The following is a 24,761-nucleotide window of genomic DNA, read 5'->3' as shown; positions in this document are numbered from 1 at the left end:
CCTTGATATCGTGTTCGCGCTGGTTTTAGTTGACGATCGTCGCCTCGGTCGCGGCGCGCAATTCGTCCTCGGTCACGCCATCGGCGGTCTCGACGATTTTCAAGCCCCCCTCGACCACATCCAGAACCCCAAGGTTGGTGATGATACGGTCGACCACGGCCTTGCCGGTCAGCGGCAGACTGCATTCCTTCAGCACTTTGCTGTCGCCGTGCTTGTTGGTGTGGTCCATCACGACCACCACGCGGCCAACACCGGCCACAAGGTCCATCGCGCCGCCCATGCCTTTGACCAGCTTGCCGGGGATCATCCAGTTCGCCAGATCGCCGTTTTCGGCCACTTCCATCGCGCCAAGGATCGCCATGGCGATCTTGCCGCCCCGGATCATCCCAAAGCTCATCGAGCTGTCGAAATACGAGGTCTGGGGCAGTTCGGTGATGGTCTGCTTACCAGCATTGATCAGGTCGGCGTCGATCTCGGCCTCGGTCGGGAAGGGGCCCATGCCCAGCATGCCGTTTTCCGATTGCAGTGTGACCTCGACCCCATCAGGGATGAAGTTGGACACCAGCGTCGGGATGCCGATGCCAAGGTTCACATACCATCCGTCTTGCAGTTCCTGTGCCGCGCGGGCGGCCATTTGATTGCGGTCCCATGCCATGATCTCAGCCCTCCCGAATGGTGCGTTGTTCGATACGCTTTTCGTGATCGCCCTGAATGATGCGATGCACATAGATGCCCGGCAGGTGGATCGCATCGGGGTCAAGCGACCCTGTCGGCACAATCTCCTCGACTTCGGCCACGCAAACCTTGCCACACATGGCGGCGGGCGGGTTGAAGTTGCGGGCGGTCTTGCGGAACACAAGGTTGCCGGTTTCATCGGCTTTCCAAGCTTTCACGATGGACAGGTCGGCGAAGATGCCTTCCTCAAGGATATATTCCTCGCCATTGAAGACCTTCACTTCTTTGCCTTCAGCGATGACGGTGCCCACGCCGGTTTTGGTATAAAAACCGGGGATGCCGTGACCGGCAGCGCGCATGCGCTCGGCCAATGTGCCTTGCGGGTTGAACTCAAGCTCCAACTCGCCCGACAAGTATTGGCGCATGAACTCGGCGTTCTCGCCCACATAGGACGACATCATTTTCTTGATCTGCTTGGTGTCCAGCAATTTGCCAAGCCCGAAGCCATCAACACCGCAGTTGTTTGATGCGATCGTGATGTCTTTGACGCCGCTTTCGACCAGCGCGTCGATCAGAAGCTCGGGAATGCCGCACAGGCCAAAGCCCCCGGCGGCAATCAGCATGCCGTCGCTCAGCAGCCCATCAAGGGCTTCGCCGGCGCTGCCATATACCTTTTTCATGAAAGTTACCTCTCGTCAGTTTCGCACCTGTTCTGACGCGTGGGGGGGAGGGAGTCAACGAAACGTGAGCGTTTGAGGCGCGCGCAGGTATTTCTACTTAGGTCCGAGTTCATGTGCTCGCGACACCTAAGGATAATGCACCGATGCGCATGCTAACGCACAGGTGTCTGAGACGGGGCGAAATGCCTACTGATTTGTGAGTCCCGCCAGAATTACGCCGCCAACACACAATATGCCCAGCACCAACAGCACAGAAACCCCGAGCCAAGTTGCGATGGCAAGCACAACCAGGCCGCCAACCAATAGATACGGAAAAACGCCAACCCAAAAGCCGCCAATCAAATCGGTGAGCATTTCGGCGGGTTCGTCTGTTTTGGAGGTCAGGGCGCGAAACAGCACGAAAAGCGGAATGGCCACGGCAAGCAGGACAAAGACCCAAGACATCGTGACGCCATCTTCGGTGGCGTTGAACGACCACATGGCCAACCCCGCAAAAACCAGAAAAGGCACAAGAGCCATGAGCGCGGTCAGAAACATGCCTTCAAACACGCCGGCAATTGACACAGTGCGTTTGCGGAAAAAGCTGTGCGTTCTGTCGGTTTGGATCGCGCGATCAACGTCGCGTTTCTCATCGCGCGCTTTGGCTTTTGCCTCGGTGATATAATCCCTGTTATCATTCATGCGATTGCTCAAATCTGTTTTTTGCCCCAACGGTTTGCCCGACGAATTAGGCAAATTTAAGACCGCTACGCAATCGCACCATGAATGAAGTTAAAGCCAGCGCAACCAAACCCTCACCTCGGCCAGGACAATGTTGCGCAGCCGCTGGCTTTTTCACCGCAATGTTGCAAGCCATGTTCGCGCAATGGTCGTTGACCGAAGCCAAGCAGGACATCGCGCTGTTGACCGTCAAGGGCATGACCGAGGCCGAGATCGCCGAGGCACGCAACACCAGTCGAGGCACGGTCAAATCGCAAAGCAACGCGATCTACCGCAAGGCTGGGGTAAAGGACCGCACGCAAGTAGTCGGCGCGGTTGTTGCGGACCTGCTTGAAGGGCCGGACGACCAGAAAAGAAAGGATGCCGCTTAGGCCGCGCCTTTCTTACGGCCCCCCTTAGATGACCCGCACTTGTGCGCCAATTGGCGTGATCGAGAACAGCTCGGCGATGGCGCTGTTGTATAGCCCGATACAGCCATCCGAACTGCGCCGCCCGATCTTGCGCGTGTCATGGGTGCCGTGGATCAGATAAGCGGGCCAATCCAGATACATGGCGTGCGTGCCCAGCGGATTGTCCGGGCCGGGCGGGGTGTATTTCAGGTCTGGATTACGTTCCATCATACTGGGGGTCGGCGTCCAGTCTGGTCCGACCTTCTTGCGCACAATCTTTGTGTATCCGGTCTTGGTCAGTTCATCCGTCATCGGAACCGAGGAAGGATAAATGCGATAATCGCGGCCATCCGCGCTCCAGTAATGCAAGGCGCGCGAAACCGTGTCACAGACGATCGTGACCCGGTCCAGCTTGTCGAAATGATCACGCCAGTCCTGACTGGCAAAGCTCGACACGTTGCGCTTAGCGGTTTCGATGATGGGTGTGGCAAGCCCGGCAGCGGGCAGCACGAAAGAGGCTGTTGCGCCCGCGATGACCGCGCGGCGCGAAAGAATACGTGACATGGTGAGGCTCACTGTTCGATTGCGTTTGGGCGCAATCAATCCAACGCGCGCGCAGGTTTCAACTCACGAATGCGCGAGTTTGAATGTGGCACCCGCAGTGTCGCATTTCTGGCCCGGATCAAGGTGTCAAAGCCGCCGTCAGCCCTTGCTGGCGGCGGGCTTTTTCTTTGCGGCGGGTTTCTTTGCTGCCGCTTTCTTCTTCGGTGCTGCTTTCTTTCTCGCAGGCTTCTTCTTCCCGGCTTTTTCCGTGATCAGGGCGACCGCCATCTCCATGGTCACGTCAGCGGCTTCGACATCCTTGGGAATGGTCGCGTTGACCTTTTCCCATTTCACATAAGGCCCATAGCGCCCGTCCATGACATTGACCGGCCCGCCGTTTTCGGGATGTTCGCCCAGTTCTTTCAACGGCTTGGCCGCTGCGCGTCCGCGCCCACCGGGGTTGGCGCGTTTTTCCGCCAGCATCTCGACCGCGCGGTTCATGCCGATCTCGAACACGTCATCGGGGTCTTTCAGATTGGCATAGGTCGGTTTGGCGTCGTCGGGCAGTTTGTGCATGACATAAGGGCCAAAGCGCCCGAAATTCGCGCTGATCATGCCGCCTTCGGGGTGTTCGCCAATTTCGCGGGGCAAGGACAGCAGCACCAGAGCCTTCTCTAGGTCCATCGCGTCCTTGTCCCACCCTTTGGGCAGGCTGGCACGTGGTGGTTTTTTGTTTTCAGGCGTCGGTTCACCGCGCTGCACGTAGGGGCCGAAACGACCAGATTTCAACCAGATCTCGTCGCCCTGATCTTCGCCCAGCAGACGTTCATCCCCCTCGGCGCCTTCGCCCGCGATGGGGCGGGTATAGGTGCATTCAGGATAGTTGCCACAACCGACAAACCCACCAGTGCGCGAGGTTTTCAGGTGCAGCTGACCGTTGCCGCATTTCGGGCAGATGCGCGGGTCTGATCCATCTTCGCGGGGCGGATACAGTTGCGGCGCAAGGGCGGCGTCGAGCTTGTCGAGCACTTCCGAAATGCGCAATTCTGATGTCTCGGCAATTGCCGCCGAGAAATCACGCCAGAAGCGCGCGAGCACTTCTTTGTAGTCCATGTCGCCCGCCGAGATTTCGTCCAGCTCTTCCTCCAAATTCGCTGTGAACTCGTATCCCACATATTTGCGGAAGAAGTTCATCAGGAAGATGGTGACGATCCGGCCCTTATCTTCAGGAAACAGGCGGTTCTTGTCCTTGCGAACATACTCGCGGTCCTGGATCGTGGTGATAACGGATGCGTAGGTCGAGGGGCGACCGATGCCCAGTTCTTCCATCCGCTTGACCAACGTGGCTTCGGTGTAACGGGGCGGGGGCTGGGTGAAATGCTGTTCGGGCGTGACACCCTTTTTCTCGGCCTTTTCGCCTTCCATGATCTGGGGCAGGCGCTTGTCGTCGTCATCCACCACCTGATCGTCGCGACCTTCTTCATAGACCTTCAGAAAGCCCTCGAACACGACAACCTGTCCGGTGGCGCGCAGCACGACCTGACCGTCGGATGAGCCCACATCAACCGTGGTGCGTTCGAACTTCGCGCTTTCCATCTGGCTGGCCAGCGTGCGCTTCCAGATCAGGTCGTAAAGCTTGCGCTGATCGGGTTCCAACCGCGCCAGATCGCTTGCGGAAACGGTCATATCCGTCGGGCGGATACATTCGTGCGCTTCCTGTGCGTTCTTGGCCTTGTTCTTGTAAATCCGGGGCTTGGCCGGGATGAACTCCTTGCCATAGCGATCCGAAATCGCGTCACGCGCGGCGGCCACGGCTTCCGGCGCCATGTCGATCCCGTCGGTCCGCATATAGGTGATGTAACCAGCTTCATACAGGCGCTGGGCCGTCGACATTGTCTGACGCGCGCCAAAGCCGAACTTGCGGCTGGCGTCCTGTTGCAGGGTCGACGTCATGAAGGGCGGCGAGGGGTTGCGGGTCGCGGGTTTTGCTTCGACCGACTGAACGGTCAGATCGCGCGAGGAAATCGCCTGCACGGCCATTTCGGCAGCGGTCTCGTTCTCAAGGTCATAGCGGTCCAGCTTTTGGCCGCCCAGAACTGTCAGACGTGCCTCGAATTCCTGCCCGCGTGGGGTGGAAAGCAATGCTTTCACAGACCAATATTCACGGGCCTTGAACGCCTCAATCTCTTCCTCACGCTCAACGATCAGGCGCAGGCAGACCGACTGCACACGGCCCGCAGAGCGCGCGCCGGGCAGTTTGCGCCACAGAACGGGGCTGAGGTTGAAGCCCACCAGATAATCCAGTGCGCGACGGGCCAGATAGGCCTCGACCAGATCGGTGTCGACGTCGCGGGGATGCTCCATCGCCTCGGTCACTGCGGATTTGGTGATCGCGTTGAACACAACACGGCTGACCGGTGTGTCCTTCTTGATCGCCCGCCGCTTGCGCAGGGCTTCCTCAAGGTGCCACGAAATCGCTTCGCCTTCACGATCGGGGTCGGTTGCGAGGATCAGGTTGTTGTCGTCTTTCAACGCATCCGCAATGGCGCGCACGTGCTTGGCGCTGTCGCGGCCAATTTCCCATTTCATCGCGAAATCGGCGTCTGTGTCGACCGATCCATCCTTGGGCGGCAAATCACGCACGTGACCGTAAGAGGCAAGAACGGTGTAGTCCGACCCAAGATACTTGTTGATGGTCTTGGCTTTGGCCGGGCTTTCAACGACGACAACTGGCATGAACTTCCTCTCGACTCAGTCAGGCCACGCAATACTGGCCCCTCATCACGGGGCGTTAGATGGGTCGGGAAGGGGCAGGTTGTCAATGGCGTGTCATTATATATAGGGGCAGGGTGCGCCACGCCCCCTTTAGGGGGCGGAGAATTTCAGCCCGCAGGCGACAATCGGTTTGCGCGCAAAGAACATTCGTGGAACACTCTTCCCACCCGCATCCCCCGTTGATAAAGAACACCCATGAGCGAATTCGACGAAAACGACGCATTCGAGGCCGCCGCCCGCCCCAGCCTGTCGCAACAGGCGATGGCCGCGCGCCCGATGCCTTACCTTGATGGGCTGAACCCCGCGCAACGCGAGGCGGTCGAGGTGTTGAACGGCCCCGTCCTGATGCTGGCGGGTGCGGGGACGGGGAAGACCAAGGCTCTGACGACGCGGATTGCGCATCTTTTGAACACCGGGCAGGCGCGGACGAACGAGATCCTTGCCGTAACCTTCACCAACAAGGCCGCGCGCGAGATGAAAGAGCGTGTCGCCAGCCTGCTGGGGCAAACGGTTGAGGGGATGCCCTGGATGGGCACGTTCCACTCGATCTGTGTGAAGCTTCTGCGCCGTCATGCCGAGCTTGTGGGGCTAAAAACGAACTTCACCATTCTGGACACGGACGACCAGATCAGGCTGATGAAGCAGCTGATTGCCGCCAACAATATCGACGAAAAGCGCTGGCCCGCGCGGCTGCTCGCTGGCGTGATCGACAACTGGAAGAACAGGGCTTGGACGCCCGAGGTGCTGCCGGCGGGTGAGGCCAACGCGTTCAATGGACGCGGCCCCGAGCTTTATGCGCAGTATCAGGCGCGCCTCAAAACCCTAAACGCCTGCGACTTCGGCGACCTGCTTCTGCACATGGTCACGATTTTTCAGAAACACGACGACATCCTGAAGCAATACCAAGGCTGGTTTCGCTACATCCTCGTCGACGAATACCAAGATACCAACGTGGCCCAATACCTGTGGCTGCGCCTGCTGGCGGCGGGTCACAAGAATATCTGCTGTGTGGGCGATGACGACCAGTCGATCTATGGCTGGCGCGGGGCGGAAGTGGGAAATATCTTACGGTTTGAAAAGGATTTTCCGGGCGCCAAAGTCGTCCGGCTGGAACAAAACTACCGGTCGACCGCGCATATTCTGGCGGCCGCCTCCGGCGTAATTGCGGGCAACGAAGACCGGCTGGGCAAAGAGCTTTGGACGGACGCCGAAGGCGGCGAAAAGGTCCGCCTGATCGGCCATTGGGATGGCGACGAAGAAGCCCGCTGGGTTGGGGAAGAGATTGAAGCGATGCAATCCGGCACCCGTGGCATGGCACCAAAGTCGCTGGACGATATGGCCATTCTTGTGCGTGCCAGCCACCAGATGCGCGCCTTTGAGGATCGTTTCCTGACCATTGGTCTGCCTTACCGCGTCATCGGCGGCCCACGTTTTTACGAGCGTTTGGAAATCCGCGATGCGATGGCCTATTTCCGGCTGGCAGTGAGCCAAGACGACGATCTGGCGTTTGAACGCATCGTCAACACGCCGCGCCGCGGGCTGGGTGACAAGGCGGTGCAGACCATTCAGGGGCTTGCGCGCCAAAACGGCGTGTCGCTGGTCGAAGGCGCGCGGATTGCGGTCGAAAGCGGTGCCATCAAAGGCAAGGGCGGCAAGGGGCTGGCCGAGCTGGTCATGGGGTTGGATCGCTGGTTCAACCAGTTGCGCGCCGAGGCTGACACCCACGTCGAAATGGCCGAGGTGATCTTGGAAGAATCCGGCTATACCGAGATGTGGCTGAACGACAAAACGCCCGAAGCGCCGGGGCGGCTGGAAAACCTCAAGGAACTGGTCAAGGCGTTGGAGAGCTTTGAGAACCTGCAAGGATTTCTGGAGCATATCAGCCTGATCATGGACAATGACAGCGATGACGCCGAGGAAAAAGTGACCATCATGACGCTGCACGGCGCGAAGGGGTTGGAGTTTCCTGCGGTCTTCCTGCCGGGGTGGGAGGATGGGCTGTTCCCATCCCAACGCTCGATGGATGAAAGCGGGCTGAAGGGCCTCGAAGAAGAGCGCCGTCTGGCCTATGTCGGCATCACACGGGCCGAGGAGATTTGCACGATCTCGTTTGCCGCCAATCGCCGCGTTTACGGCCAGTGGCAGTCACAACTCCCCTCGCGCTTCGTCGATGAACTGCCCACAGACCATGTCGAGGTGCTGACCGCCCCGGGGCTTTATGGCGGCGGCTATGGCGGTGCGGCAGGCGATTTCGGTGCGTCACCGCTTGAGGACAAAGCCAGCCGGGCCGATGCCTATAACTCGCCGGGGTGGAAGCGGATGCAGGCGCATGGGAATATACGCGCGAAATCCAGCCCGAACGAGGCGCGCGGGTTGGTGATCGACGCAACGGCAGTATCGTCCTTCACCCAAGGCGACCGCGTGTTTCACACCAAGTTCGGCTATGGCACGGTGATGGGCATCGAAGGCGACAAGCTGGATATCGAGTTTGACAAGGCGGGAGCGAAGAAAGTCGTTTCCAAGTTCATCGTCCCCGCAGCGCAGGCGGGCGACGTGCCGTTCTAAGAGAGCGTCGGGCCATCAGCGCCGATCTGCGCCGCCATGCACCTGCCTTGAAAGCGATGCCGTTATCCCGGACCACGCGTTTTTCCGGACCACCAAGGGTCGGCAGAGTCGTGGGCGAACAGCGGGTCCCGGATCAGTGCAACCGCGCGCGCACCTTGTAGCCTTCAACCGTTCCTTCACCCAGCTTTTTCAGGGCTTCCAGCCGGTGCAAGCCTTCAATCAGCACATAGCCTTTGGCGTCTTCGCGCACGCGGATGGGCGTTAACTGTCCGTTCTCCAGAATATCCTCGGCCAAGGCATTGGCTTTGTTGTCCTCCAACGTCTTCAGGCGCTTGACCGGCACACGGATGGAGGCGATGGGAAGCGTTTCTTTTTTCAGCATGTCCCAAGCCTGCACGCTAAGCAGAAAATAAGCCAGCGTTATTGGATGAGTTCACCGTCCAAGCGTCCGGCTTCCATCCCGTTCGGACATACAAAAAAAACGGCGACGCCCGGGAGGAGGTGAGCGCCACCGTTTCTATGTGATGCGGATCCCTGGGAGGAGGTAGGAACCCGACGTCAGAAGGTTTGGGGCCTGGGAGGAGGTAGACCCGTCACCGTATCGGTTCAACCCCGGGAGGAGGTGGGGCGAACCGGATCTTTGGGGGTGCAGTGGCGCCAGGGAGGAGGACGGCGCCACCGCGACCCGCGGACCTTCTAAGGGAGGAGGAAGAAGGCCCGAAACTTTGGTGATTGAGCGGCGAGGCCGGGGAGGAGGTCGACCCCGCCGCCAATCAAAGCCACCACCCGGGAGGAGGGAGGTGGTGGCCAGAAAACTTAGTTGCCGTAAACGGCCATGCGCGCCACCAAGCGGACCGAAGCGCGGGCAATGCCCAGATCTTCCAGTTCGCGGTTGCTCAGCGCATTCAATTCGCGCACGGTTTTGCGGAACAGCGCGCGGGTTTCCACCTGCTCTTTCCATTCGGCAAAGCGGGCGGCCAGACGGTCGGCAATGCCGACGGGGGCCAGAAGGATTTCGGTCGCGTGTGTCATCTTACTTACTCACTTACATGTCAGGCACAGCGGCCTGCGGGTCTCGCGGCCGATGCCGCTTTGAAAACGTGTTGGCGCTCACACTGTCGCCTTGAGACAGAAGATGGGGGGAATGCTGCAGATGCACAATACCCCGATCAAGCAATCCCGATATGCAAAAATTGCATACGTAAAAATGCCATGATTTTAACTGGTTAATGCCTCAATCGGAGCAATTTGCCTGTATTTTCTGCAATGCAGAAACGATCTGAGAGAAGGTGACTTTAGGTCAATTTGCGCACCGCCTCGTGCTTCGGCGCTGTGCCCAAAAATCGACCGTAAAGAAAAGCGCTCTGTGGCGGGTGGGGCCGCGATCTGCCTCCGTCAGCCGTGCCAATCAGCGCCGGCGTCACGCGCGCCAATGAACAGATGCCCCCTTGCGCCTGCGCTCAAAGCTGCCAAGTAATGGGCGAAGTCAAAGGAGTTTTGGATGTCGGATATGCGCGAAAAGATTATGGGCACATTGTCCTCCATTGCCTTGCCTGATGGTGGGGATCTAGCGTCACGCGATATGGTGCGCGCGCTGACTGTCGAAAACGGGGCGGTCAGTTTCGTGATCGAAGCCGAGACCCCGGAAAAGGCAGCAGGTATGGAAGCACAGCGCCGCGCCGCTGAAGCGGCAATTGCCGCGCTGGACGGGGTCGAGCGCGTGTCCGTAATCCTGACCGCGCACGGCCCGGCAGCATCCGCGCCCAAAGCCCCGAACTTGAAGGTAGGTGGCCATCCCAAACCGCAGGCCGGACCGTTGCCGGTGCCCGGTGTCACCCATGTGATCGCCATTGCCTCGGGCAAGGGGGGCGTGGGGAAATCCACGCTCAGCTCCAACCTCGCCGTCGCACTGGCCCGTCAGGGGCGCAAAGTTGGGCTTCTGGACGCCGATATCCTTGGACCTTCGCAGCCCCGCATGATGGGCACCAGTCAACGCCCGTCGTCACCAGATGGGGAACAGTTGATCCCCGTCGAAGCGCATGGCGTCAAGATGATGTCGATCGGGCTGATGTTGAAATCCGACCGCGAAGCCGTCGTGTGGCGCGGCCCGATGTTGATGGGCGCGCTGCAACAGATGCTGTTTCAGGTCGAATGGGCGCCGCTCGATATTCTGATCATCGACTTGCCGCCGGGCACGGGTGATGTGCAACTGACACTGGCGCAGAAATCGCAAATCACCGGAGCGATTGTGGTTTCGACCCCACAGGACGTGGCCTTGCTGGACGCGCGCAAAGCGATCGACATGTTCGATAAGCTGAACGTGCCGATCCTGGGGTTGGTTGAAAACATGTCCACCTATGTCTGCCCCAAATGCGGTCACGAGGCGCATTTGTTCGGTCACGGCGGTGTTCGCGACGAGGCCACCGAGCTGGGCGCACCCTTCCTTGGCGAAATCCCCTTGTCGCTGGACGTGCGTCTGGCGGGCGACAGCGGCACACCTGCCGCCGCGGGCGAGGGGTCAGTGGCCGATGCTTACACCAAGTTGGCGCAGGATCTCATTGCGCGCGGGATCGCCTGACCGCATCACACCCGACCAGATCGCGCCCCACTGCCCGGCTGTCCCAAGACGGTGCCGGGCAGTTTTCCGTTTGCAACGACAGTGAACGCCAGCTGAGCGATGGGAAATCGTGGGACGCGTGCGGGGCGGTCTGCCCCCGCTTGCTCCTGTGAAGGTGGGAAATGGGGTGATTCACCTGTAATGGGCGCAATTTGGGTGGAGTCTCCGTTCGAGATTTGGGCGGTGACCCCTGCCAAATTCAAAAAATTTGCCGGAATTCAGAAAAAACCGGGAAAATGTGGGAATAAATTTCGCTGCGCTTGCAGCACCATATATTGTGCAAATTTGTTTTCGTCACCCTAGGTGTCGCGCCATCCTTGCGGATTTTGCCACTAGATGTGGATTCTTGCGGGGGGTGCAAACAAGATGTGGGCCATTTTTCCCATAGAAAACTATTGCGTCCCACGATTTCCCAAGCTATCCCTAAATGCAAGATGAGGACGGGACATAAGAGGCAACAAGACCTCGCGACACTCCCAAGTCAGGTTTCATACAGGCACCCGCTTCATCCTAAGAAAGAGATCCGGCGCGAACGCGAGCAGACATCCCCCCAGGTGGCGCGCGCAGCTGGACACCCGGAAACGGGACAGGCGGCGGATTGGGCAGTGGCAGCAGCTCAATCCGCCGTTTCTATTTCAGCCCTAAATATTCGGGGCGCAGTGAAGTTGGGACAGTGAAGGAGCCGCGCAAGTGGCACGTAGGTTCAGAGGCGAAAGCCACCACAAGGTGGACGCGAAGGGCAGGGTTTCGATCCCAGCCCTGTTTCGCCGTGTTCTGGAAGCTGGCGACCCCGACTGGACCGATGGTCTGAACCCTAACATTGTCATTGTATACGGCGACCACCGCCGCAGTTTCCTTGAATGCTATACGATCGAGGCCATCGACGAGGTCGATACGAAGATCGCGAACCTGCCGCGCGGTTCGATCGAACGGCGCATGCTGGAACGGCTGTTCAACGGTCAGTCGCTGCCCACCACGGTGGATGAGACCGGGCGGCTGGTGCTGCCCGCAAAGTTGCGCGCCAAAATCGGGCTTGAGAACGAGGCGTTCTTCATCGCCACCGGTGATACGTTCCAGATTTGGAAGCCCGAGACCTACGAAAATGTCGAAATGGCCAAGGCCGAGGCTTGGTTGGATGATCAACCCGAAGACTTCGATCCGCTGACGCTTCTAAGTGGCGGGTCCGTTTCCGGAGGGGATGGCTGACATGACCGACCCGGCTGCCACCGAAAAACGTCCCCATATCCCAGTTCTATTACGACCGCTTTTGCAAGCGGTCGCGCCTGTTTCTGGCGATTGGGCGGATGGCACGTTCGGGGCAGGTGGGTATACACGCGGATTGCTGGACGCAGGCGCGGACTGGGTTTGCGGCATTGACCGTGACCCGATGGTGTTCGACATGGCCGCCGACTGGGTCGCTGAGTATGGCGACCGGCTGGCCTTGCGTGAAGGCACATTCTCGGACTTGGACGAGTTGGCAGGTCGCCCGTTGGATGGTGTGGTGTTGGACCTTGGCGTCAGCTCGATGCAGCTGGATCTGGCAGATCGCGGGTTTTCCTTCATGCGCGACGGGCCGCTGGACATGCGGATGAGCCAATCCGGCCCGACCGCCGCCGATATCGTCAATCATGCCGACGAAGAAACGCTGGCCGACATCCTTTATCACTACGGCGAAGAACGTGCCTCACGCCGCATTGCGCGGGCCATTGTCAGGGCGCGTGCTGAGGCGCCATTTGAAACGACGGTGCAATTGGCCAGCATCGTGGAAAAATGCCTGCCCCGCTCGAAACCCGGTCAGAGCCACCCGGCCACACGGTCGTTTCAGGCGATCCGCATCGCGGTGAATGACGAATTCGGCCAACTGATCGACGGGCTGGAGGCCGCCGAGCGCGCCTTGAAACCCGGTGGCAAGCTGGCCGTCGTGACCTTCCATTCGATGGAGGATCGCGTGGTGAAGCGGTTTTTCCAAGCCCGCGCGTCAGAAGGCGGGGGCGGGTCGCGCTATGCACCGCAAGAGGCCGCAGAAACGCCGCGCTTTAAGCTGACCCCGCGCAAAGCCATCGCGCCGGACGCAGATGAGCTTGCCGTAAACCCCCGCTCGCGGTCATCCCGCCTGCGCGTGGCCACTCGAACAGATGCGCCTGCCGGGCCATCCGACCGGCGCAAACTTGGCCTTCCACCCCTTGTTTTCAAGGACAAATCATAATGCGTAGCTTGCTTTACATCACATCCGCTTTGGTCGTCATGGCATTGGCCTATTGGGCCTATTCCGAGAACTACAAAACCCAAGCCTCGCTGGATCGAGTCGAAGAATTGCAGAGCGAGATTGGCCAGATGCAAGAGCAGCTTTCCGTTCTGCGCGCTGAATGGGCCTATCTGAACCGCCCCGACCGCCTGCGTGATCTGGCCGAGATGAACTACGGGCGCCTTGGCCTGTTGCCGCTGGCACCAGAGCAGTTCGGCCGCGTCGATCAAATTGCCTATCCGTCCGAGGACGGCCCCGAGATCACGGAAACCTTTGATGTCAGCGGAGATCTTGATCGATGACCCGTATTCCTCTGCGCCCACTGGCCCGCATTCTGGACGCCCGCGCCAAGGGTGAAAACCCCGACGCGATCGAACGTGAAAACCTGCGTCACCGCCATGAAGAAATCCGCGACCGTGCCCGACTTCAGTCCGAGGGTCGGTTGCTGGTGCTGGCAGGCATGTTCTTTTGTGCGTTTCTGGTGGTCGGCGGACGTATGGCCACCCTGTCCGCGACGGACCCCAAAGAGCCGCGCGCCCAAGCGCCCGGTGCGGCCATCGCGACCGCGCGCGCCGACATCGTTGATCGGCAGGGACGCCTTCTGGCCACCAACCTTGTTACCCACGCCCTTTACGCCCAGCCGCCCCAGATGGTGGACCCGCAACGCGCCGCGGACGAGCTGGTCAAGATCTTCCCCGACCTCAAGCGCGAGCGGCTGATCAAGGACTTCACAGGCACGCGCAAGTTCTTGTGGATCAAAAAGAAACTCAGCCCTGAGCAGAAGCAGGCCGTGTTCGATATCGGCGAACCCGGTCTTCTGTTCGGCCCGCGCGAGATGCGCCTCTATCCCAACGGAAAGCTGGCAGCGCATGTTCTGGGCGGGGCCAGTTTCGGTCGCGAAGGTGTCAGTGCGGCCGAGGTGATCGGTGTGGCGGGCGTCGAAAAGCAGTTCGACGACTATCTGCGCAACCCGGCAAATGGCGGCAAACCGCTTGAGCTGTCCATCGACCTGACCATCCAGACCGCGATCGAGCGGGTGCTGTATGGCGGTATGAAGCTGATGAACGCCAAGGGGGCAGCAGCGATCTTGATGGATGTGCACAGCGGCGAGGTTATCTCGGTTGTGTCATTGCCCGATTTCGACCCCAACAAGCGCCCGCGCGCGCTGACCAAAGGGGATCAGTCCGACAGCCCATTGTTCAACCGGGCCGTTCAGGGCGTGTATGAATTGGGATCGACCTTCAAGATTTTCACCGCCATTCAGGCGATGGATCTTGGGTTGGTGAACCCGAACACCGTGATTGATACCGATGTCCCGATGCGGATCGCAGGCTACCGGATTGGTGAGTTTAAGAACAAGAATTACGGAAAGCTTAGCGTCGCGGACATCATCGTGAAATCCTCGAACCGCGGCACCGGACGCATGGCATTGGAGATCGGCCCCGAGCGCCAGCAGGAATTTCTGCGCGCCATCGGCATGTTCGATCGCACCCCGTTTGAAATCGTCGAAGCGCGTGGCTCGACCCCGTTGCTGCCCAAGCAGTGGGGCAAGCTTAGCTCGGTGACCATTTCCTATGGTCACGGGCTGTCCTCGACGCCGATGCACCTTGCGGCCGGATATGCGGCGATCGCCAATGGTGGGTTCATGGTCAAGCCCACGGTTTTGAAACAGGACCGGATCGCGCGTGGCCCGCGTGTCATTTCGGCGACCTCGGCGGCGGCGGCGCGCGCGATGCTGCGCAAGGTCGTGACCGAAGGCACCGCGTCCTTTGGCGAGGTGGCGGGCTACAAGGTGGCGGGCAAGACCGGCACGGCGGACAAGCCAAGGCCGCAGGGCGGTTATTATGACGACAAGGTGATCAACACTTTCGCCAGTATGTTCCCCGCGGACAATCCGAAATATGTGCTGGTGGTCACCTTGGACGAACCAGTCGAAACGACGGGCCCGAAGCCGCGCCGCACGGCCGGCTGGACCGCCGTGCCCGTCGCGGCCGAGATCATTCGCCGCGCGGCGCCTCTTTTGGGAATGAAGCCCGAAGCGGAACCCGTCGTTGAATCCTTTGCGTCAACTGGGGTAACACTCACCTCGAACTGATCAGGACAGGCACGAACATCATGGGCGCTGAGACGACAACGAAATCCCTGGCCGAGCTGGGGCTGAGCGCCCGGGGTGGCAAAGCGGTGCAGGTCACCGGCCTGTCGGTGGACAGCCGGTGCGTCAAACCCGGCCATTTGTTTGCGGCCCTGCCGGGATCAAAGGTGCATGGCGGCGAATTCATTCAATTTGCCCTGCGCATGAAGGCGGGTGCGATCCTGACCGACCCGGAAGGGGCAAAGATCGCCAAGGCGGAACTGGACGCCTCGGACGCGGCTTTGGTCGTCACCGAAGATCCACGTATGGCTCTGGCCTATGCCGCTGCCCTGTGGTTTGGCGCACAGCCCGAACATATGGTTGCGGCAACCGGCACCAACGGCAAGACATCGGTGGCCAATTTCACACGCCAGATCTGGACTTTGCTGGGGATCAAGGCGGCCAATCTGGGCACCACCGGGGTCGAAGGGGCCTTTACCGCGCCGCTGGCTCACACCACGCCCGAGCCGATCACCTTGCACAAGGTGCTGGCCGAAATGGCCGGCGCGGGTGTCACTCATGCGGCGATGGAGGCCTCGAGCCACGGCTTGGCACAACGCCGCTTGGATGGCGTGCGCCTGACCGCTGCGGCGTTCACGAATTTCACGCAGGATCATCTGGACTACCACGAAACCTTCGAAGAATACTTCGCCGCCAAGGCCGGGTTGTTCGCCCGCGTGTTGCCAGAAGGCGGCACGGCTGTCATCAACATGGATGACCCGAAAGGCGCCGAGATTGCCACCATTGCCGAAGCGCGCGGTCAAAACCTGATCCGCGTCGGGCAGGGTGATGACAACGAGTTGCGCATCAAAGCCCGTCGGTTCGACGCCACCGGGCAAGAGCTGATGTTCACATGGCACGGCGCGGCACATACCGCACGGCTGGACCTAATCGGTGGGTTTCAAGCCGAAAACGTCTTGGCAGCCGCTGGCTTGGCGATTGGCTGCGGTGCCGAACCGCAGCATGTGTTTGACACCTTCAAGGACTTGGAAACCGTTCGCGGCCGCATGCAACTGGCCGCGACGCGTGACAATAAGGCAGCGGTGTTTGTCGACTATGCCCACACGCCAGACGCTTTGAAAACTGCGCTGCGCGCGATGCGCCCGCATGTGCTGGGCCGCCTTGTGGTGGTGTTTGGCGCAGGCGGCGACCGAGACACCTCGAAACGCGCGTTGATGGGGCAGGCGGCGGCAGAAAACGCGGACGTGGTGTTCGTGACCGACGACAACCCGCGCAGCGAAGACCCCGCCGCGATCCGCGCCATGGTGATGGCAGGCTGCCCCGAGGCGGTCAATGTCGGCGACCGGGCCGAGGCGATCTTGCGCGGCGTCGATGCGCTTGGTCCCGGTGATGCGCTTTTGATTGCAGGCAAGGGGCACGAAACTGGCCAGACAGTGGGCGATGATGTGCTGCCGTTTGATGATGCCGAACAGGCCTCGGTCGCGGTTGCCGCACTTGACGGACATTTGGCATGAGCCTGTGGCGCGCAGAAGATGCCGCGAAAGCGACGGGCGGGCAGGCGCAGGGTAATTGGGCGGTCGATGGCGTATCGATCGACACGCGCACGATCCAGCCGGGCGATCTGTTCGTTGCCCTGAAAGATGTGCGCGACGGGCATGATTTCGTGGCGCAGGCGTTGGAAAAAGGCGCGGGCGCTGCGATGGTTAGTCGTATCCCTGATGATATCGACCCTGATGCGCCCCTGTTGATCGTCGATGACGTGCTGGCTGCGTTGGAAGCCCTTGGCCGGTCCGGGCGTGCGCGAACGAATGCGCGGGTCGTTGCGGTGACGGGGTCTGTCGGCAAGACCTCGACCAAGGAAATGCTGCGCGCGGTTCTGTCCGCGCAGGGCCGCACCCACGCCGCCGAGGCAAGCTATAACAACCATTGGGGCGTACCGCTGACGCTGGCGCGGATGCCTCAGGATACCGAATTTGCCGTGATCGAGATCGGGATGAACCATCCCGGCGAAATAGGCCCGCTGGCCCGCATGGCGCGGCCCCATGTGGCGCTGGTCACGACCGTTGCGGCCGCACATCTTGAAGCCTTCGACGACCTATCCGGCATCGCGCGCGAAAAGGGCGCGATTTTTGAGGGGTTAGCGTCGGGCGGGATTGCCGTGATCAACGGCGACCTCGACACCACGCACGTTCTGGCAGAGGCCGCCACGGGGTTTCAGGCTGAAAGTTTCGGCGAAGGCGCAAAAAATGTTCACCGATTGACCCATGTCTCCCTGACCCCGGACGCCACGATCTGCAAAGCGGTGATTGCGGGCGAGGAACAGGTGTTCAAAATCGCGTCACCGGGGCGGCATTTCGCGATGAATGCTCTGGCAGCACTGGTGGCGGCGCGGGCCTTGGGCGCGGATGCCACGCTGGCCGCTCGTTCCATGACGTCGTGGCAGCCCCCCACCGGGCGTGGCACGCGCGAAGAGATTACGCTGGACGCCCCCGAAGGGTTGACCGTGACCTTGATCGACGACGCGTTCAATGCCAACCCCACCTCGATGGCGGCGGCACTTGAGGTGCTGGGCGCGATGGAGCCCGTGGACGGCGTTGGGCGCATCCAGAAAGGCCGCCGGATCGCGATCCTTGGCGACATGCTGGAACTTGGCCCAGACGAGGTCGCTCTACATGCAGAGATTGCCGATCTGCCCTTCATCGCAGCCATTGATCAGGTGCATTGCGTCGGTCCCCTCATGCACGCGCTTTGGGCGCGTTTGGACGGCGACCAGCAAGGCCTGTGGGTTGAAACGGCCGCCGACATGTCCGCGCAGGTGCGCAAGTTCATCGACGCAGGTGACGTGGTGCTGGTGAAGGGGTCGAAAGGCTCTTTGGTGTCTCAAACAGTTGACGCGATCCGCAAAATGGGTCAATCGCTTCGATAATTCCAAAAAGGGACCCACAATATGTTGTATTGGTTGACCGAGTTTTCGGACGGTGGCGATGTTTTCAACCTGTTTCGCTATATCACCTTTCGATCGGGCGGGGCGTTCTTCACAGCCCTTATCTTCGGGTTCATTTTTGGCAAGCCGCTGATCAATATCTTGCGTCGCAGGCAGGGCAAGGGGCAACCGATCCGCGATGATGGGCCTGAGAGCCATAAAGAAAAGCAGGGCACGCCGACGATGGGCGGGCTGTTGATCCTGTCCGCCCTTCTTGTATCGACCCTGATGTGGGCGCGGCTGGACAATCCCTATATCTGGATCACGCTGTTCGTGACCTATGGCTTTGGTTTGATTGGGTTTGCCGATGACTACGCCAAGGTGTCCAAGGCCACCACGGCGGGCGTTTCGGGCAAGCTGCGCATGGGCCTCGGCTTGGCGATTGCCGCGATTGCGGGCTATCTGGCGTCGATCAGCCACCCCGAGGGGCTTCAGTTCCAGCTGGCGCTGCCGTTCTTCAAGGACACGCTGTTGAATATGGGGATATTCTTTATCCCCTTCGTGATGATCGTCATCGTCGGGGCTGCCAATGCGGTGAACCTGACCGACGGTCTGGACGGGCTGGCGATTATGCCGGTGATGATCGCGGCAGGCACGTTGGGTGTGATTGCTTACGCCGTTGGCCGCGTCGACTTCACCGAATATCTGGACGTGCATTATGTGCCCGGCACGGGGGAGTTGTTTATTTTCACCTCGGCACTCATTGGCGGCGGGTTGGGCTTTCTTTGGTATAACGCCCCCCCTGCGGCGGTGTTCATGGGCGACACCGGGTCGCTGGCCTTGGGCGGCGCCTTGGGGGCCATCGCTGTCGCCACCAAGCACGAGATCGTTCTGGCCATCGTCGGCGGCCTCTTCGTGGTCGAGGCGCTGTCGGTCATCATTCAGGTGCTCTATTACAAACGCACCGGGCGCCGCGTGTTCCTGATGGCTCCGATCCACCACCATTTTGAGCATCTGGGCTGGAAAGAGCCGCAGATCGTCATCCGCTTCTGGATCATCTCACTGATCCTTGCGCTGATCGGGCTGGCGACGCTGAAGGTGCGGTAACCACGCCGCACCGTCAAGATTTCAAGCCCCGCCCCTTAACAGGCGGGGCTTTTGTTTTTTCGTCAACTCCGGTAGCGATGAAGCAATGAATGCAGGAGGCGCGGATGATCCCGGTCAAAGGTTATGACGGCCAAAAGGTAGCGGTTTTGGGGCTTGGGCGCTCTGGCCTCGCAACGGCGCACGCACTGGAAGAAGGCGGGGCGGAAGCCCTGTGCTGGGACGACAGCGCCGAAGCCCGTGACCGCGCCGAAGGACAGGCCCTGATCCTGCATGATCTGTCCAAACCAGAGGCCTGGAAGGATGTGGCCGCGTTGATCGTCAGCCCCGGCATCCCGCATCTGTATCCCGAACCCAACAAGATCATCGCCGCCGCGATGGAGGCAGGCGTGCCGGTCGACAACGATATCGGCCTGTTCTTTCGCAGCTTTGCCACCTACGATTGGGACAGTTTCGAAGTGTCGCCGAAGGTGGTGGCTATCACCGGATCGAACGGCAAATCCACCACCTCGGCGCTGGTCCATCACATCTTGCAAGAGGCAGGACGCCCCACGCAGTTGGCGGGCAATATCGGGCGCGGCGTGCTGGACATTGACCCCGCCCATGACGGCGAGGTTGTGGTGCTGGAACTGTCGAGCTATCAGACCGACCTTGCACGCGCCCTGACCCCGGATGTGGCCGTATTCACCAACCTGTCGCCCGACCATCTGGACCGCCACGGCGGCATGGGCGGCTATTTCGCGGCCAAGCGCCGCCTGTTTGCAGAAGGTGGCCCGGATCGGGCGGTGATCGGCGTAGATGAACCCGAAGGTGTCTTTCTGGCGGGTCAACTGTCCGAAGGGCCGACCGATGACCGGGTGATCCGCATGTCTGTGGACCGCAAGCTGACCGGTCCCGGCTGGCAGGTCTTTGCGCGCAAGGGCTTTCTGTCAGAGTATCGCAAGGGGCGGCAGGTCGGCTCGATTGATCTTCGCGCGATCAAGGGGCTGCCCGGCACCCACAACCACCAGAACGCCTGCGCAGCTTACGCGGTCTGTCGCACGCTGGGGCTGGCGCCGAAACAGATCGAGGCCGCGTTTCACGCGTTCAAAGGCCTGCCGCACCGCTCGCAACTGGTGGGGGAACGCAACGGCGTGGCGTTCATCAATGACAGCAAGGCCACCAATGTGGACAGCGCGCGGGCGGCCTTGTCAGCGTTTCGGAATATCCGCTGGATCGCGGGTGGTCTGGGCAAGGATGGCGGGATCGAAAGCCTGTCCGCCGATGATCTGTCTGGCGTCACGAAAGCTTACCTGATCGGCCATTCAGCGCGTGATTTCGCGCTGCAACTGGGCGACGTGCCGCACGAGATTTGCGAAACCATGGCGCAGGCCGTGGCGCAGGCGGCGGCTGATGCCCAACCCGGGGACACCGTTTTGCTGGCCCCAGCGGCTGCCAGTTTCGACCAATATCCGGATTTCGAAAAGCGCGGCGAGGATTTCTCCGGGCAGGTTGCAGCCCTGATCGCCAATCCATAGCCTCGGCGGTATCCCGCAGCATACGAAGCACCGCGAAAACCCCTTGTTATAAAGGGTTTGCAAGGCGTCCTTGCTCTGCTACCTCTGTCGCAAAAGGAAGGGCGCGCGATGTTTTCACTGGACGATCACCCACAGCGTTACGAGCTGGCAAACGAGTTACATGCCCGCCCGTCGCCTGCGTTGAAAGCGCCGGGGACGGCGGTGTATCTGGCGGTGAAGCGACCAGAGAATGCGGCCAGTCGGGATCGCGATGCAGACAGGGCGCATTTGATCGACCTGCTGGATCGGTTCGGCGCCCCCCATCCCAGCCCCGGTGCGAACCACTATTTCGGGGCAATCGGCCGCTATCATCTGAAATGGGAACAGCATACCGAATTCGTCACCTATACGGTATTCGGTGATGGCGTTGCCTCGCGTGCCTTTGATCCCGCCGCCTTCGACGTGTTTCCCGATGATTGGCTGCAAACTGCCCCGGGCAAGCGCGTGACATCGGCCCATATCCGTATCGACACGATGCCCGACACCGAAGACGAGATGAATGAGGCGATCAGCAAGTGGTTCGTGTCGGAAAGTGTCGCCTCGACCTGGGTTCTGGAACGCGCGGCGATGATCGCTGGCGATTTCCGCATTGACCCGGCGGGCCACATGCGCTTCGCCGCCTTTATCGGCAAGGATGCCGGCGACAGTCGCATCGGGCGGATCGTTCAGCGCCTGTGCGAGATCGAGACCTATAAGTCCATGTCCATGCTGGGCCTGCCGTTGGCGCGTAACCTACAGGCCAAGCTGGGTTATCTGGACGGAGAGTTGACCCATCTGGTCAGCGCCATGTCACGCGATGACGAACCCGCCGAAGCGACGTTGGACGAATTGCTTCAAATCTCGTCCGAGCTTGAGGATTTGACGGCGGCGACCTCGTTTCGGTTAAGCGCCACGAAAGCCTATGAGGCGATTGTGCACCAACGGATCAGTTCGCTGCGTGAAGCCCGGTTCATGGATCGCCAGACCCTGAGCGAATTCATGATGCGCCGCTATGACCCGGCCATGCGCACGGTCAAAAGCGCCGAAAAGCAGCTGACGGCGATGGCGCGGCGGTCGATGCGCGCGGGCGATCTGTTGCGCACGCGCGTCGATGTGCAGCGGTCAGAGCAGAACCAAGCCCTGCTGGAAAGCATGAACCGGCGCGCCGATATGCAGTTGCGGTTGCAGGAAACGGTCGAAGGCTTGTCCGTCGTCGCGATCAGCTACTACGCTGTGTCGCTGGCGGGCTATCTGGCCTATCCGCTGACGGACGTGCTTGGCATCTCGAAAGGGATGCTGACCGCGGTGCTTACGCTGCCTGTGGTTGGGCTTGTGTGGCTGGCCGTGCGACGGATCCGTCATTCGATCGAGAAGTGACGCGCGCATCAACGCGCCCCGCAACCCATGCGCCCGCCGATATGGCCAGCAGCGCCAACACTGCCGCGACCGACAAAGTGGCCACGCCGGAAATACCGGCACCCACGGTGCAACCGCCAGCCAGCACGCCACCAAAGCCCATCAAAGCGCCGCCGCTGAGGTAACGCCCCATCTGGGCCGGGCCATCAAAGCCCTGCCATTGGAAACGCCCGGCGATCAGGGCTGACGCCAGCGCACCAAGGATCACGCCGCCGATCAGGCCGGTGCCGAAATTGCCGCCAACGGCCGATGATGCAGCCGTCCAGAACAGCGTGTCGGCCAACGGCGCGGTGAACGAGAGGCTTTCGAAGGTGATCGGATCGAACTCGTCCTGCAGCACAAGCCCGGTGCCCAGCCACCCCAACGGGATCAGGGCACCCAAAAGGGCCGCAAGAACCAACATTCCAGCACGTGGGCGCGATTGGATCACAAGATAGCCTGCAAGCACCAGCGGCACCGCAGCTGTCCAGATGGGCAGGGTCGGGGCAGGGGTGACCACAGCCTCCAACGCGACGCGGGCGGGGGCCAGCAATCCTTTCAACGTGGCAAGCGCGGCCAGTGCGGCGACACCCAGCACGACCAGCGCGCGCAGGTTGCCAGAAGCTCCCAGCACGGCAAGGCGTGACAGGCAGCCGCGTGTCATGACCATGCCGACACCGAAGATCAGGCCGCCGATGATGATCGACAGAAAGGGCAGGTTTGCGGCTTGGAAGCGGTGGGCAGAGAATTCGACCCACCCGGCCTGAACGATGCCTTGTGTGCCCAGCACAGCGACGGCCAGTGCGGTCAGCCAAATCGCCAAGGCGGATCGGTTGTCACCGCCGCCACCAATCAGGCCGCGGCGCAGGCAGAAACGTGTGATTTCCGCCAGAACACCAAAGGCCACACCAAGTCCCAATCCAAAAAGGATCGAGGCTGTGCGTGGGGTCAGGGTCTCAAAGCCAAAGGTCTCAAACATCTTCACGTCTCCGCTTTTGGGAATGTGTTCCATCTGGCGGGATTTTTTCTGCCTTACAAGGGTCTATGTGGCGTGGCATCGCGGTGTCAGTAGAACATTTTCCTGCGCGATGCTTCTCGGGGTGAATGTCGTCTTGCCAAAGCCAGCCTGCACCGAACGCGGGCCAACCCCGATCGCATCACCTGTGTCCTTGCGTCCTTTTTTAGCTTGCGTCCCAAGACCGCGTGGCTGATCCAATGCACACCGGTCGCAAGATGGTTGAACGCTTGATCAATTCGGCGCAGAGTTTGGTCAGGCCCACATCACAATCAGACACACCCTCACATGCCGCAACAAGGAGCGTTCACCCGTGCCGATCAAGAACCGATTTGCCGAGCTGCAAGCCGAAATCACGGCATGGCGGCGTGATTTCCACGCTCATCCCGAACTGATGTTCGACACCCACCGCACGGCAGGCATCGTTGCCGAAAAGCTACGCGCGTTTGGCTGTGACGACGTGGTCGAAGGCCTTGGGCGCACCGGCGTGGTCGGGGTCATTCGTGGCAAGGCCAATGGGTCGGGCAAAGTGGTGGCGCTGCGCGCAGATATGGACGCGCTGCCGATCGAAGAGGAAACAGGGCTGGACTATGCCTCGACCCAGCCCGGCAAGATGCACGCCTGCGGGCATGACGGACATACGGCGATGCTGTTGGGGGCTGCGAAATACCTGTCTGAAACGCGCAATTTCGACGGTACCTGCGTCGTCATCTTCCAGCCAGCCGAAGAGGGCGGAGGCGGGGCGCGTGTCATGTGTGAAGATGGGTTGATGGACCGGTTCGGTATTCAGGAAGTTTACGGAATGCACAACTGGCCGGGCCATGAACAGGGGACGTTTGCGATCCGCCCCGGCCCGTTTTTTGCCGCAACCGACCTTTTGGACATCCGTTTCGAAGGGCGTGGCGGACATGCCGCCAAACCGCATGACACGATTGATCCGGTGGTGATGGCGTCTCAGGCGGTTCAAGCCTTGCAGACCATCGCGTCACGCAATGCCGATCCAACCGAACAGGTGGTTTTGTCCATCACGTCAGTTGAAACAAGTTCCAAGACTTTCAATGTGATACCGCAGAGTGTTCATCTTCTGGGAACGGTGCGAACGCTTTCGCAGGAGGTTCGAGATCTGGCCGAGGCGCGGGTGCATGTGATCTGTAACGGTATTGCCGACACGTTCGGCGGGACCGCGACCGTGCGCTACGATCGCAATTACCCCGTGATGGTCAACCATGACGAACAAACCGAATTTGCCGCCAAAGTCGCTACATCCGTGGCCGGGGCATGCGACGACGCCCCCTTGGTCATGGGCGGCGAGGATTTTGCCTATATGCTGGAAGAGCGGCCCGGCGCCTATATCCTTGTGGGCAATGGCGATACGGCGATGGTCCACCACCCAGAATACAACTTCAACGACGAAGTGATTCCGCAAGGCTGTTCGTGGTGGGCTGAAATCGTCGAGCAGCGGATGCCGGCGCGTTAAACACCACCGCA

General features: G+C 60.5%; 21 protein-coding genes. 13 read left to right on the top strand and 8 right to left on the bottom strand.

Features of this window, described 5'->3' with window-relative positions:
* Positions 1 to 25: 25 nt before the first annotated feature.
* The 3 genes from ACXYMP_RS08085 to ACXYMP_RS08075 all read right to left on the bottom strand — a co-directional run bounded on the left by ACXYMP_RS08085 (position 26) and on the right by ACXYMP_RS08075 (position 2,036).
* Complete coding sequence (locus ACXYMP_RS08085) at positions 26 to 655, bottom strand: 3-oxoacid CoA-transferase subunit B (RefSeq protein ID WP_458905564.1); 630 nt, start codon at positions 653 to 655, stop codon at positions 26 to 28.
* Positions 656 to 659: 4 nt separating this feature from the next.
* Positions 660 to 1,355 (bottom strand): CoA transferase subunit A, encoded by a 696-nt coding sequence (locus tag ACXYMP_RS08080; RefSeq protein ID WP_298565808.1) that lies wholly within the window; start codon positions 1,353 to 1,355, stop codon positions 660 to 662.
* Positions 1,356 to 1,541: 186 nt separating this feature from the next.
* A complete protein-coding gene (locus tag ACXYMP_RS08075) occupies positions 1,542 to 2,036 on the bottom strand; it encodes a hypothetical protein (protein WP_458905561.1) in 495 nt (164 codons plus the stop codon).
* 173 nt (positions 2,037 to 2,209) lie between these two features.
* Between ACXYMP_RS08075 and ACXYMP_RS08070 the strand changes: the two genes are divergently transcribed.
* Positions 2,210 to 2,446 (top strand): helix-turn-helix transcriptional regulator, encoded by a 237-nt coding sequence (locus tag ACXYMP_RS08070; RefSeq protein ID WP_458905559.1) that lies wholly within the window; start codon positions 2,210 to 2,212, stop codon positions 2,444 to 2,446.
* A gap of 24 nt (positions 2,447 to 2,470) precedes the next feature.
* Here the strand turns inward: ACXYMP_RS08070 and ACXYMP_RS08065 are convergent, their stop codons facing one another.
* Both ACXYMP_RS08065 and topA read right to left on the bottom strand, forming a co-directional pair.
* Positions 2,471 to 3,028: a L,D-transpeptidase gene (locus ACXYMP_RS08065; protein WP_298565817.1), complete on the bottom strand. Its 558-nt coding sequence runs from the start codon at positions 3,026 to 3,028 to the stop codon at positions 2,471 to 2,473.
* Positions 3,029 to 3,166: 138 nt separating this feature from the next.
* Positions 3,167 to 5,743, bottom strand: coding sequence for a type I DNA topoisomerase (gene topA, locus ACXYMP_RS08060; RefSeq protein ID WP_458905556.1), 2,577 nt, complete (start codon positions 5,741 to 5,743; stop codon positions 3,167 to 3,169).
* 234 nt (positions 5,744 to 5,977) lie between these two features.
* Between topA and ACXYMP_RS08055 the strand changes: the two genes are divergently transcribed.
* Positions 5,978 to 8,347 (top strand): ATP-dependent helicase, encoded by a 2,370-nt coding sequence (locus ACXYMP_RS08055; RefSeq protein WP_458905554.1) that lies wholly within the window; start codon positions 5,978 to 5,980, stop codon positions 8,345 to 8,347.
* Positions 8,348 to 8,480: 133 nt separating this feature from the next.
* On the opposite strand, the gene ACXYMP_RS08050 is transcribed toward ACXYMP_RS08055, so the two are convergent.
* Both ACXYMP_RS08050 and ACXYMP_RS08045 read right to left on the bottom strand, forming a co-directional pair.
* Positions 8,481 to 8,729 (bottom strand): ParB N-terminal domain-containing protein, encoded by a 249-nt coding sequence (locus ACXYMP_RS08050; RefSeq protein ID WP_458905552.1) that lies wholly within the window; start codon positions 8,727 to 8,729, stop codon positions 8,481 to 8,483.
* Positions 8,730 to 9,163: 434 nt separating this feature from the next.
* Positions 9,164 to 9,379 carry a DUF1127 domain-containing protein gene (locus tag ACXYMP_RS08045; RefSeq protein ID WP_298565829.1) on the bottom strand — a complete coding sequence of 72 codons (216 nt, stop codon included), beginning with the start codon at positions 9,377 to 9,379 and terminating at the stop codon, positions 9,164 to 9,166.
* 469 nt (positions 9,380 to 9,848) lie between these two features.
* Between ACXYMP_RS08045 and ACXYMP_RS08040 the strand changes: the two genes are divergently transcribed.
* The 10 genes from ACXYMP_RS08040 (at position 9,849) to ACXYMP_RS07995 (ending at position 22,240) form a co-directional block, all read left to right on the top strand.
* Positions 9,849 to 10,925 carry an Mrp/NBP35 family ATP-binding protein gene (locus tag ACXYMP_RS08040; protein ID WP_298565832.1) on the top strand — a complete coding sequence of 359 codons (1,077 nt, stop codon included), beginning with the start codon at positions 9,849 to 9,851 and terminating at the stop codon, positions 10,923 to 10,925.
* A 729-nt stretch (positions 10,926 to 11,654) separates the two neighbouring features.
* Positions 11,655 to 12,170 carry a division/cell wall cluster transcriptional repressor MraZ gene (gene mraZ, locus ACXYMP_RS08035; protein WP_458905549.1) on the top strand — a complete coding sequence of 172 codons (516 nt, stop codon included), beginning with the start codon at positions 11,655 to 11,657 and terminating at the stop codon, positions 12,168 to 12,170.
* A 1-nt stretch (position 12,171) separates the two neighbouring features.
* The gene (rsmH, locus tag ACXYMP_RS08030) at positions 12,172 to 13,170 is read left to right on the top strand and encodes a 16S rRNA (cytosine(1402)-N(4))-methyltransferase RsmH (protein ID WP_458906494.1); all 999 of its coding nucleotides are present in this window, start codon (positions 12,172 to 12,174) and stop codon (positions 13,168 to 13,170) included.
* Positions 13,170 to 13,511, top strand: a complete 342-nt coding sequence (ftsL, locus tag ACXYMP_RS08025) for a cell division protein FtsL (protein ID WP_298565843.1) — start codon at positions 13,170 to 13,172, stop codon at positions 13,509 to 13,511. Before rsmH ends, ftsL begins: the two co-directional genes overlap by 1 nt.
* Entirely contained in the window at positions 13,508 to 15,304 is a 1,797-nt protein-coding gene (locus ACXYMP_RS08020) for a peptidoglycan D,D-transpeptidase FtsI family protein (RefSeq protein ID WP_298565847.1), read from the top strand. The genes ftsL and ACXYMP_RS08020 overlap by 4 nt, the downstream gene beginning before the upstream one ends.
* A 20-nt stretch (positions 15,305 to 15,324) precedes the next feature.
* Positions 15,325 to 16,815, top strand: a complete 1,491-nt coding sequence (locus ACXYMP_RS08015; RefSeq protein WP_458905546.1) for a UDP-N-acetylmuramoyl-L-alanyl-D-glutamate--2,6-diaminopimelate ligase — start codon at positions 15,325 to 15,327, stop codon at positions 16,813 to 16,815.
* A complete protein-coding gene (locus ACXYMP_RS08010; protein ID WP_458905544.1) occupies positions 16,812 to 18,227 on the top strand; it encodes a UDP-N-acetylmuramoyl-tripeptide--D-alanyl-D-alanine ligase in 1,416 nt (471 codons plus the stop codon). The genes ACXYMP_RS08015 and ACXYMP_RS08010 overlap by 4 nt, the downstream gene beginning before the upstream one ends.
* 21 nt (positions 18,228 to 18,248) lie before the next feature.
* Positions 18,249 to 19,331: a phospho-N-acetylmuramoyl-pentapeptide-transferase gene (gene mraY / locus ACXYMP_RS08005; RefSeq protein WP_458905542.1), complete on the top strand. Its 1,083-nt coding sequence runs from the start codon at positions 18,249 to 18,251 to the stop codon at positions 19,329 to 19,331.
* 104 nt (positions 19,332 to 19,435) lie between these two features.
* Positions 19,436 to 20,845 (top strand): UDP-N-acetylmuramoyl-L-alanine--D-glutamate ligase, encoded by a 1,410-nt coding sequence (gene murD / locus ACXYMP_RS08000; RefSeq protein ID WP_298565858.1) that lies wholly within the window; start codon positions 19,436 to 19,438, stop codon positions 20,843 to 20,845.
* Between the two features lie 108 nt (positions 20,846 to 20,953).
* Entirely contained in the window at positions 20,954 to 22,240 is a 1,287-nt protein-coding gene (locus ACXYMP_RS07995; RefSeq protein ID WP_458905539.1) for a DUF3422 family protein, read from the top strand.
* On the opposite strand, the gene ACXYMP_RS07990 is transcribed toward ACXYMP_RS07995, so the two are convergent.
* On the bottom strand, positions 22,173 to 23,237 hold the full coding sequence (locus tag ACXYMP_RS07990) for a YeeE/YedE family protein (protein ID WP_458906492.1): 1,065 nt from the start codon (positions 23,235 to 23,237) through the stop codon (positions 22,173 to 22,175). The genes ACXYMP_RS07995 and ACXYMP_RS07990 overlap by 68 nt on opposite strands.
* A 349-nt stretch (positions 23,238 to 23,586) precedes the next feature.
* Here ACXYMP_RS07990 and ACXYMP_RS07985 point away from each other — a divergent pair, with 349 nt between their 5' ends.
* On the top strand, positions 23,587 to 24,750 hold the full coding sequence (locus tag ACXYMP_RS07985) for a M20 aminoacylase family protein (RefSeq protein WP_458905537.1): 1,164 nt from the start codon (positions 23,587 to 23,589) through the stop codon (positions 24,748 to 24,750).
* Positions 24,751 to 24,761 lie beyond the last annotated feature (11 nt).

Source organism: Aliiroseovarius sp. CAU 1755 (assembly GCF_054482655.1).
This window is presented reverse-complemented; position numbering and strand designations above follow the sequence as displayed.

What these genes read in the sequence shown, in the direction of transcription:
- ACXYMP_RS08085 (WP_458905564.1), bottom strand. Translation starts at nt 655, where the DNA reads ATGGCATGGGACCGCAATCAAATGGCCGCCCGCGCGGCACAGGAACTG.
- ACXYMP_RS08080 (WP_298565808.1), bottom strand. Translation starts at nt 1,355, where the DNA reads ATGAAAAAGGTATATGGCAGCGCCGGCGAAGCCCTTGATGGGCTGCTG.
- ACXYMP_RS08075 (WP_458905561.1), bottom strand. Translation starts at nt 2,036, where the DNA reads ATGAATGATAACAGGGATTATATCACCGAGGCAAAAGCCAAAGCGCGC.
- ACXYMP_RS08070 (WP_458905559.1), top strand. Translation starts at nt 2,210, where the DNA reads ATGTTCGCGCAATGGTCGTTGACCGAAGCCAAGCAGGACATCGCGCTG.
- ACXYMP_RS08065 (WP_298565817.1), bottom strand. Translation starts at nt 3,028, where the DNA reads ATGTCACGTATTCTTTCGCGCCGCGCGGTCATCGCGGGCGCAACAGCC.
- topA (WP_458905556.1), bottom strand. Translation starts at nt 5,743, where the DNA reads ATGCCAGTTGTCGTCGTTGAAAGCCCGGCCAAAGCCAAGACCATCAAC.
- ACXYMP_RS08055 (WP_458905554.1), top strand. Translation starts at nt 5,978, where the DNA reads ATGAGCGAATTCGACGAAAACGACGCATTCGAGGCCGCCGCCCGCCCC.
- ACXYMP_RS08050 (WP_458905552.1), bottom strand. Translation starts at nt 8,729, where the DNA reads ATGCTGAAAAAAGAAACGCTTCCCATCGCCTCCATCCGTGTGCCGGTC.
- ACXYMP_RS08045 (WP_298565829.1), bottom strand. Translation starts at nt 9,379, where the DNA reads ATGACACACGCGACCGAAATCCTTCTGGCCCCCGTCGGCATTGCCGAC.
- ACXYMP_RS08040 (WP_298565832.1), top strand. Translation starts at nt 9,849, where the DNA reads ATGTCGGATATGCGCGAAAAGATTATGGGCACATTGTCCTCCATTGCC.
- rsmH (WP_458906494.1), top strand. Translation starts at nt 12,172, where the DNA reads ATGACCGACCCGGCTGCCACCGAAAAACGTCCCCATATCCCAGTTCTA.
- ftsL (WP_298565843.1), top strand. Translation starts at nt 13,170, where the DNA reads ATGCGTAGCTTGCTTTACATCACATCCGCTTTGGTCGTCATGGCATTG.
- ACXYMP_RS08020 (WP_298565847.1), top strand. Translation starts at nt 13,508, where the DNA reads ATGACCCGTATTCCTCTGCGCCCACTGGCCCGCATTCTGGACGCCCGC.
- ACXYMP_RS08015 (WP_458905546.1), top strand. Translation starts at nt 15,325, where the DNA reads ATGGGCGCTGAGACGACAACGAAATCCCTGGCCGAGCTGGGGCTGAGC.
- ACXYMP_RS08010 (WP_458905544.1), top strand. Translation starts at nt 16,812, where the DNA reads ATGAGCCTGTGGCGCGCAGAAGATGCCGCGAAAGCGACGGGCGGGCAG.
- mraY (WP_458905542.1), top strand. Translation starts at nt 18,249, where the DNA reads ATGTTGTATTGGTTGACCGAGTTTTCGGACGGTGGCGATGTTTTCAAC.
- murD (WP_298565858.1), top strand. Translation starts at nt 19,436, where the DNA reads ATGATCCCGGTCAAAGGTTATGACGGCCAAAAGGTAGCGGTTTTGGGG.
- ACXYMP_RS07995 (WP_458905539.1), top strand. Translation starts at nt 20,954, where the DNA reads ATGTTTTCACTGGACGATCACCCACAGCGTTACGAGCTGGCAAACGAG.
- ACXYMP_RS07990 (WP_458906492.1), bottom strand. Translation starts at nt 23,237, where the DNA reads ATGTTTGAGACCTTTGGCTTTGAGACCCTGACCCCACGCACAGCCTCG.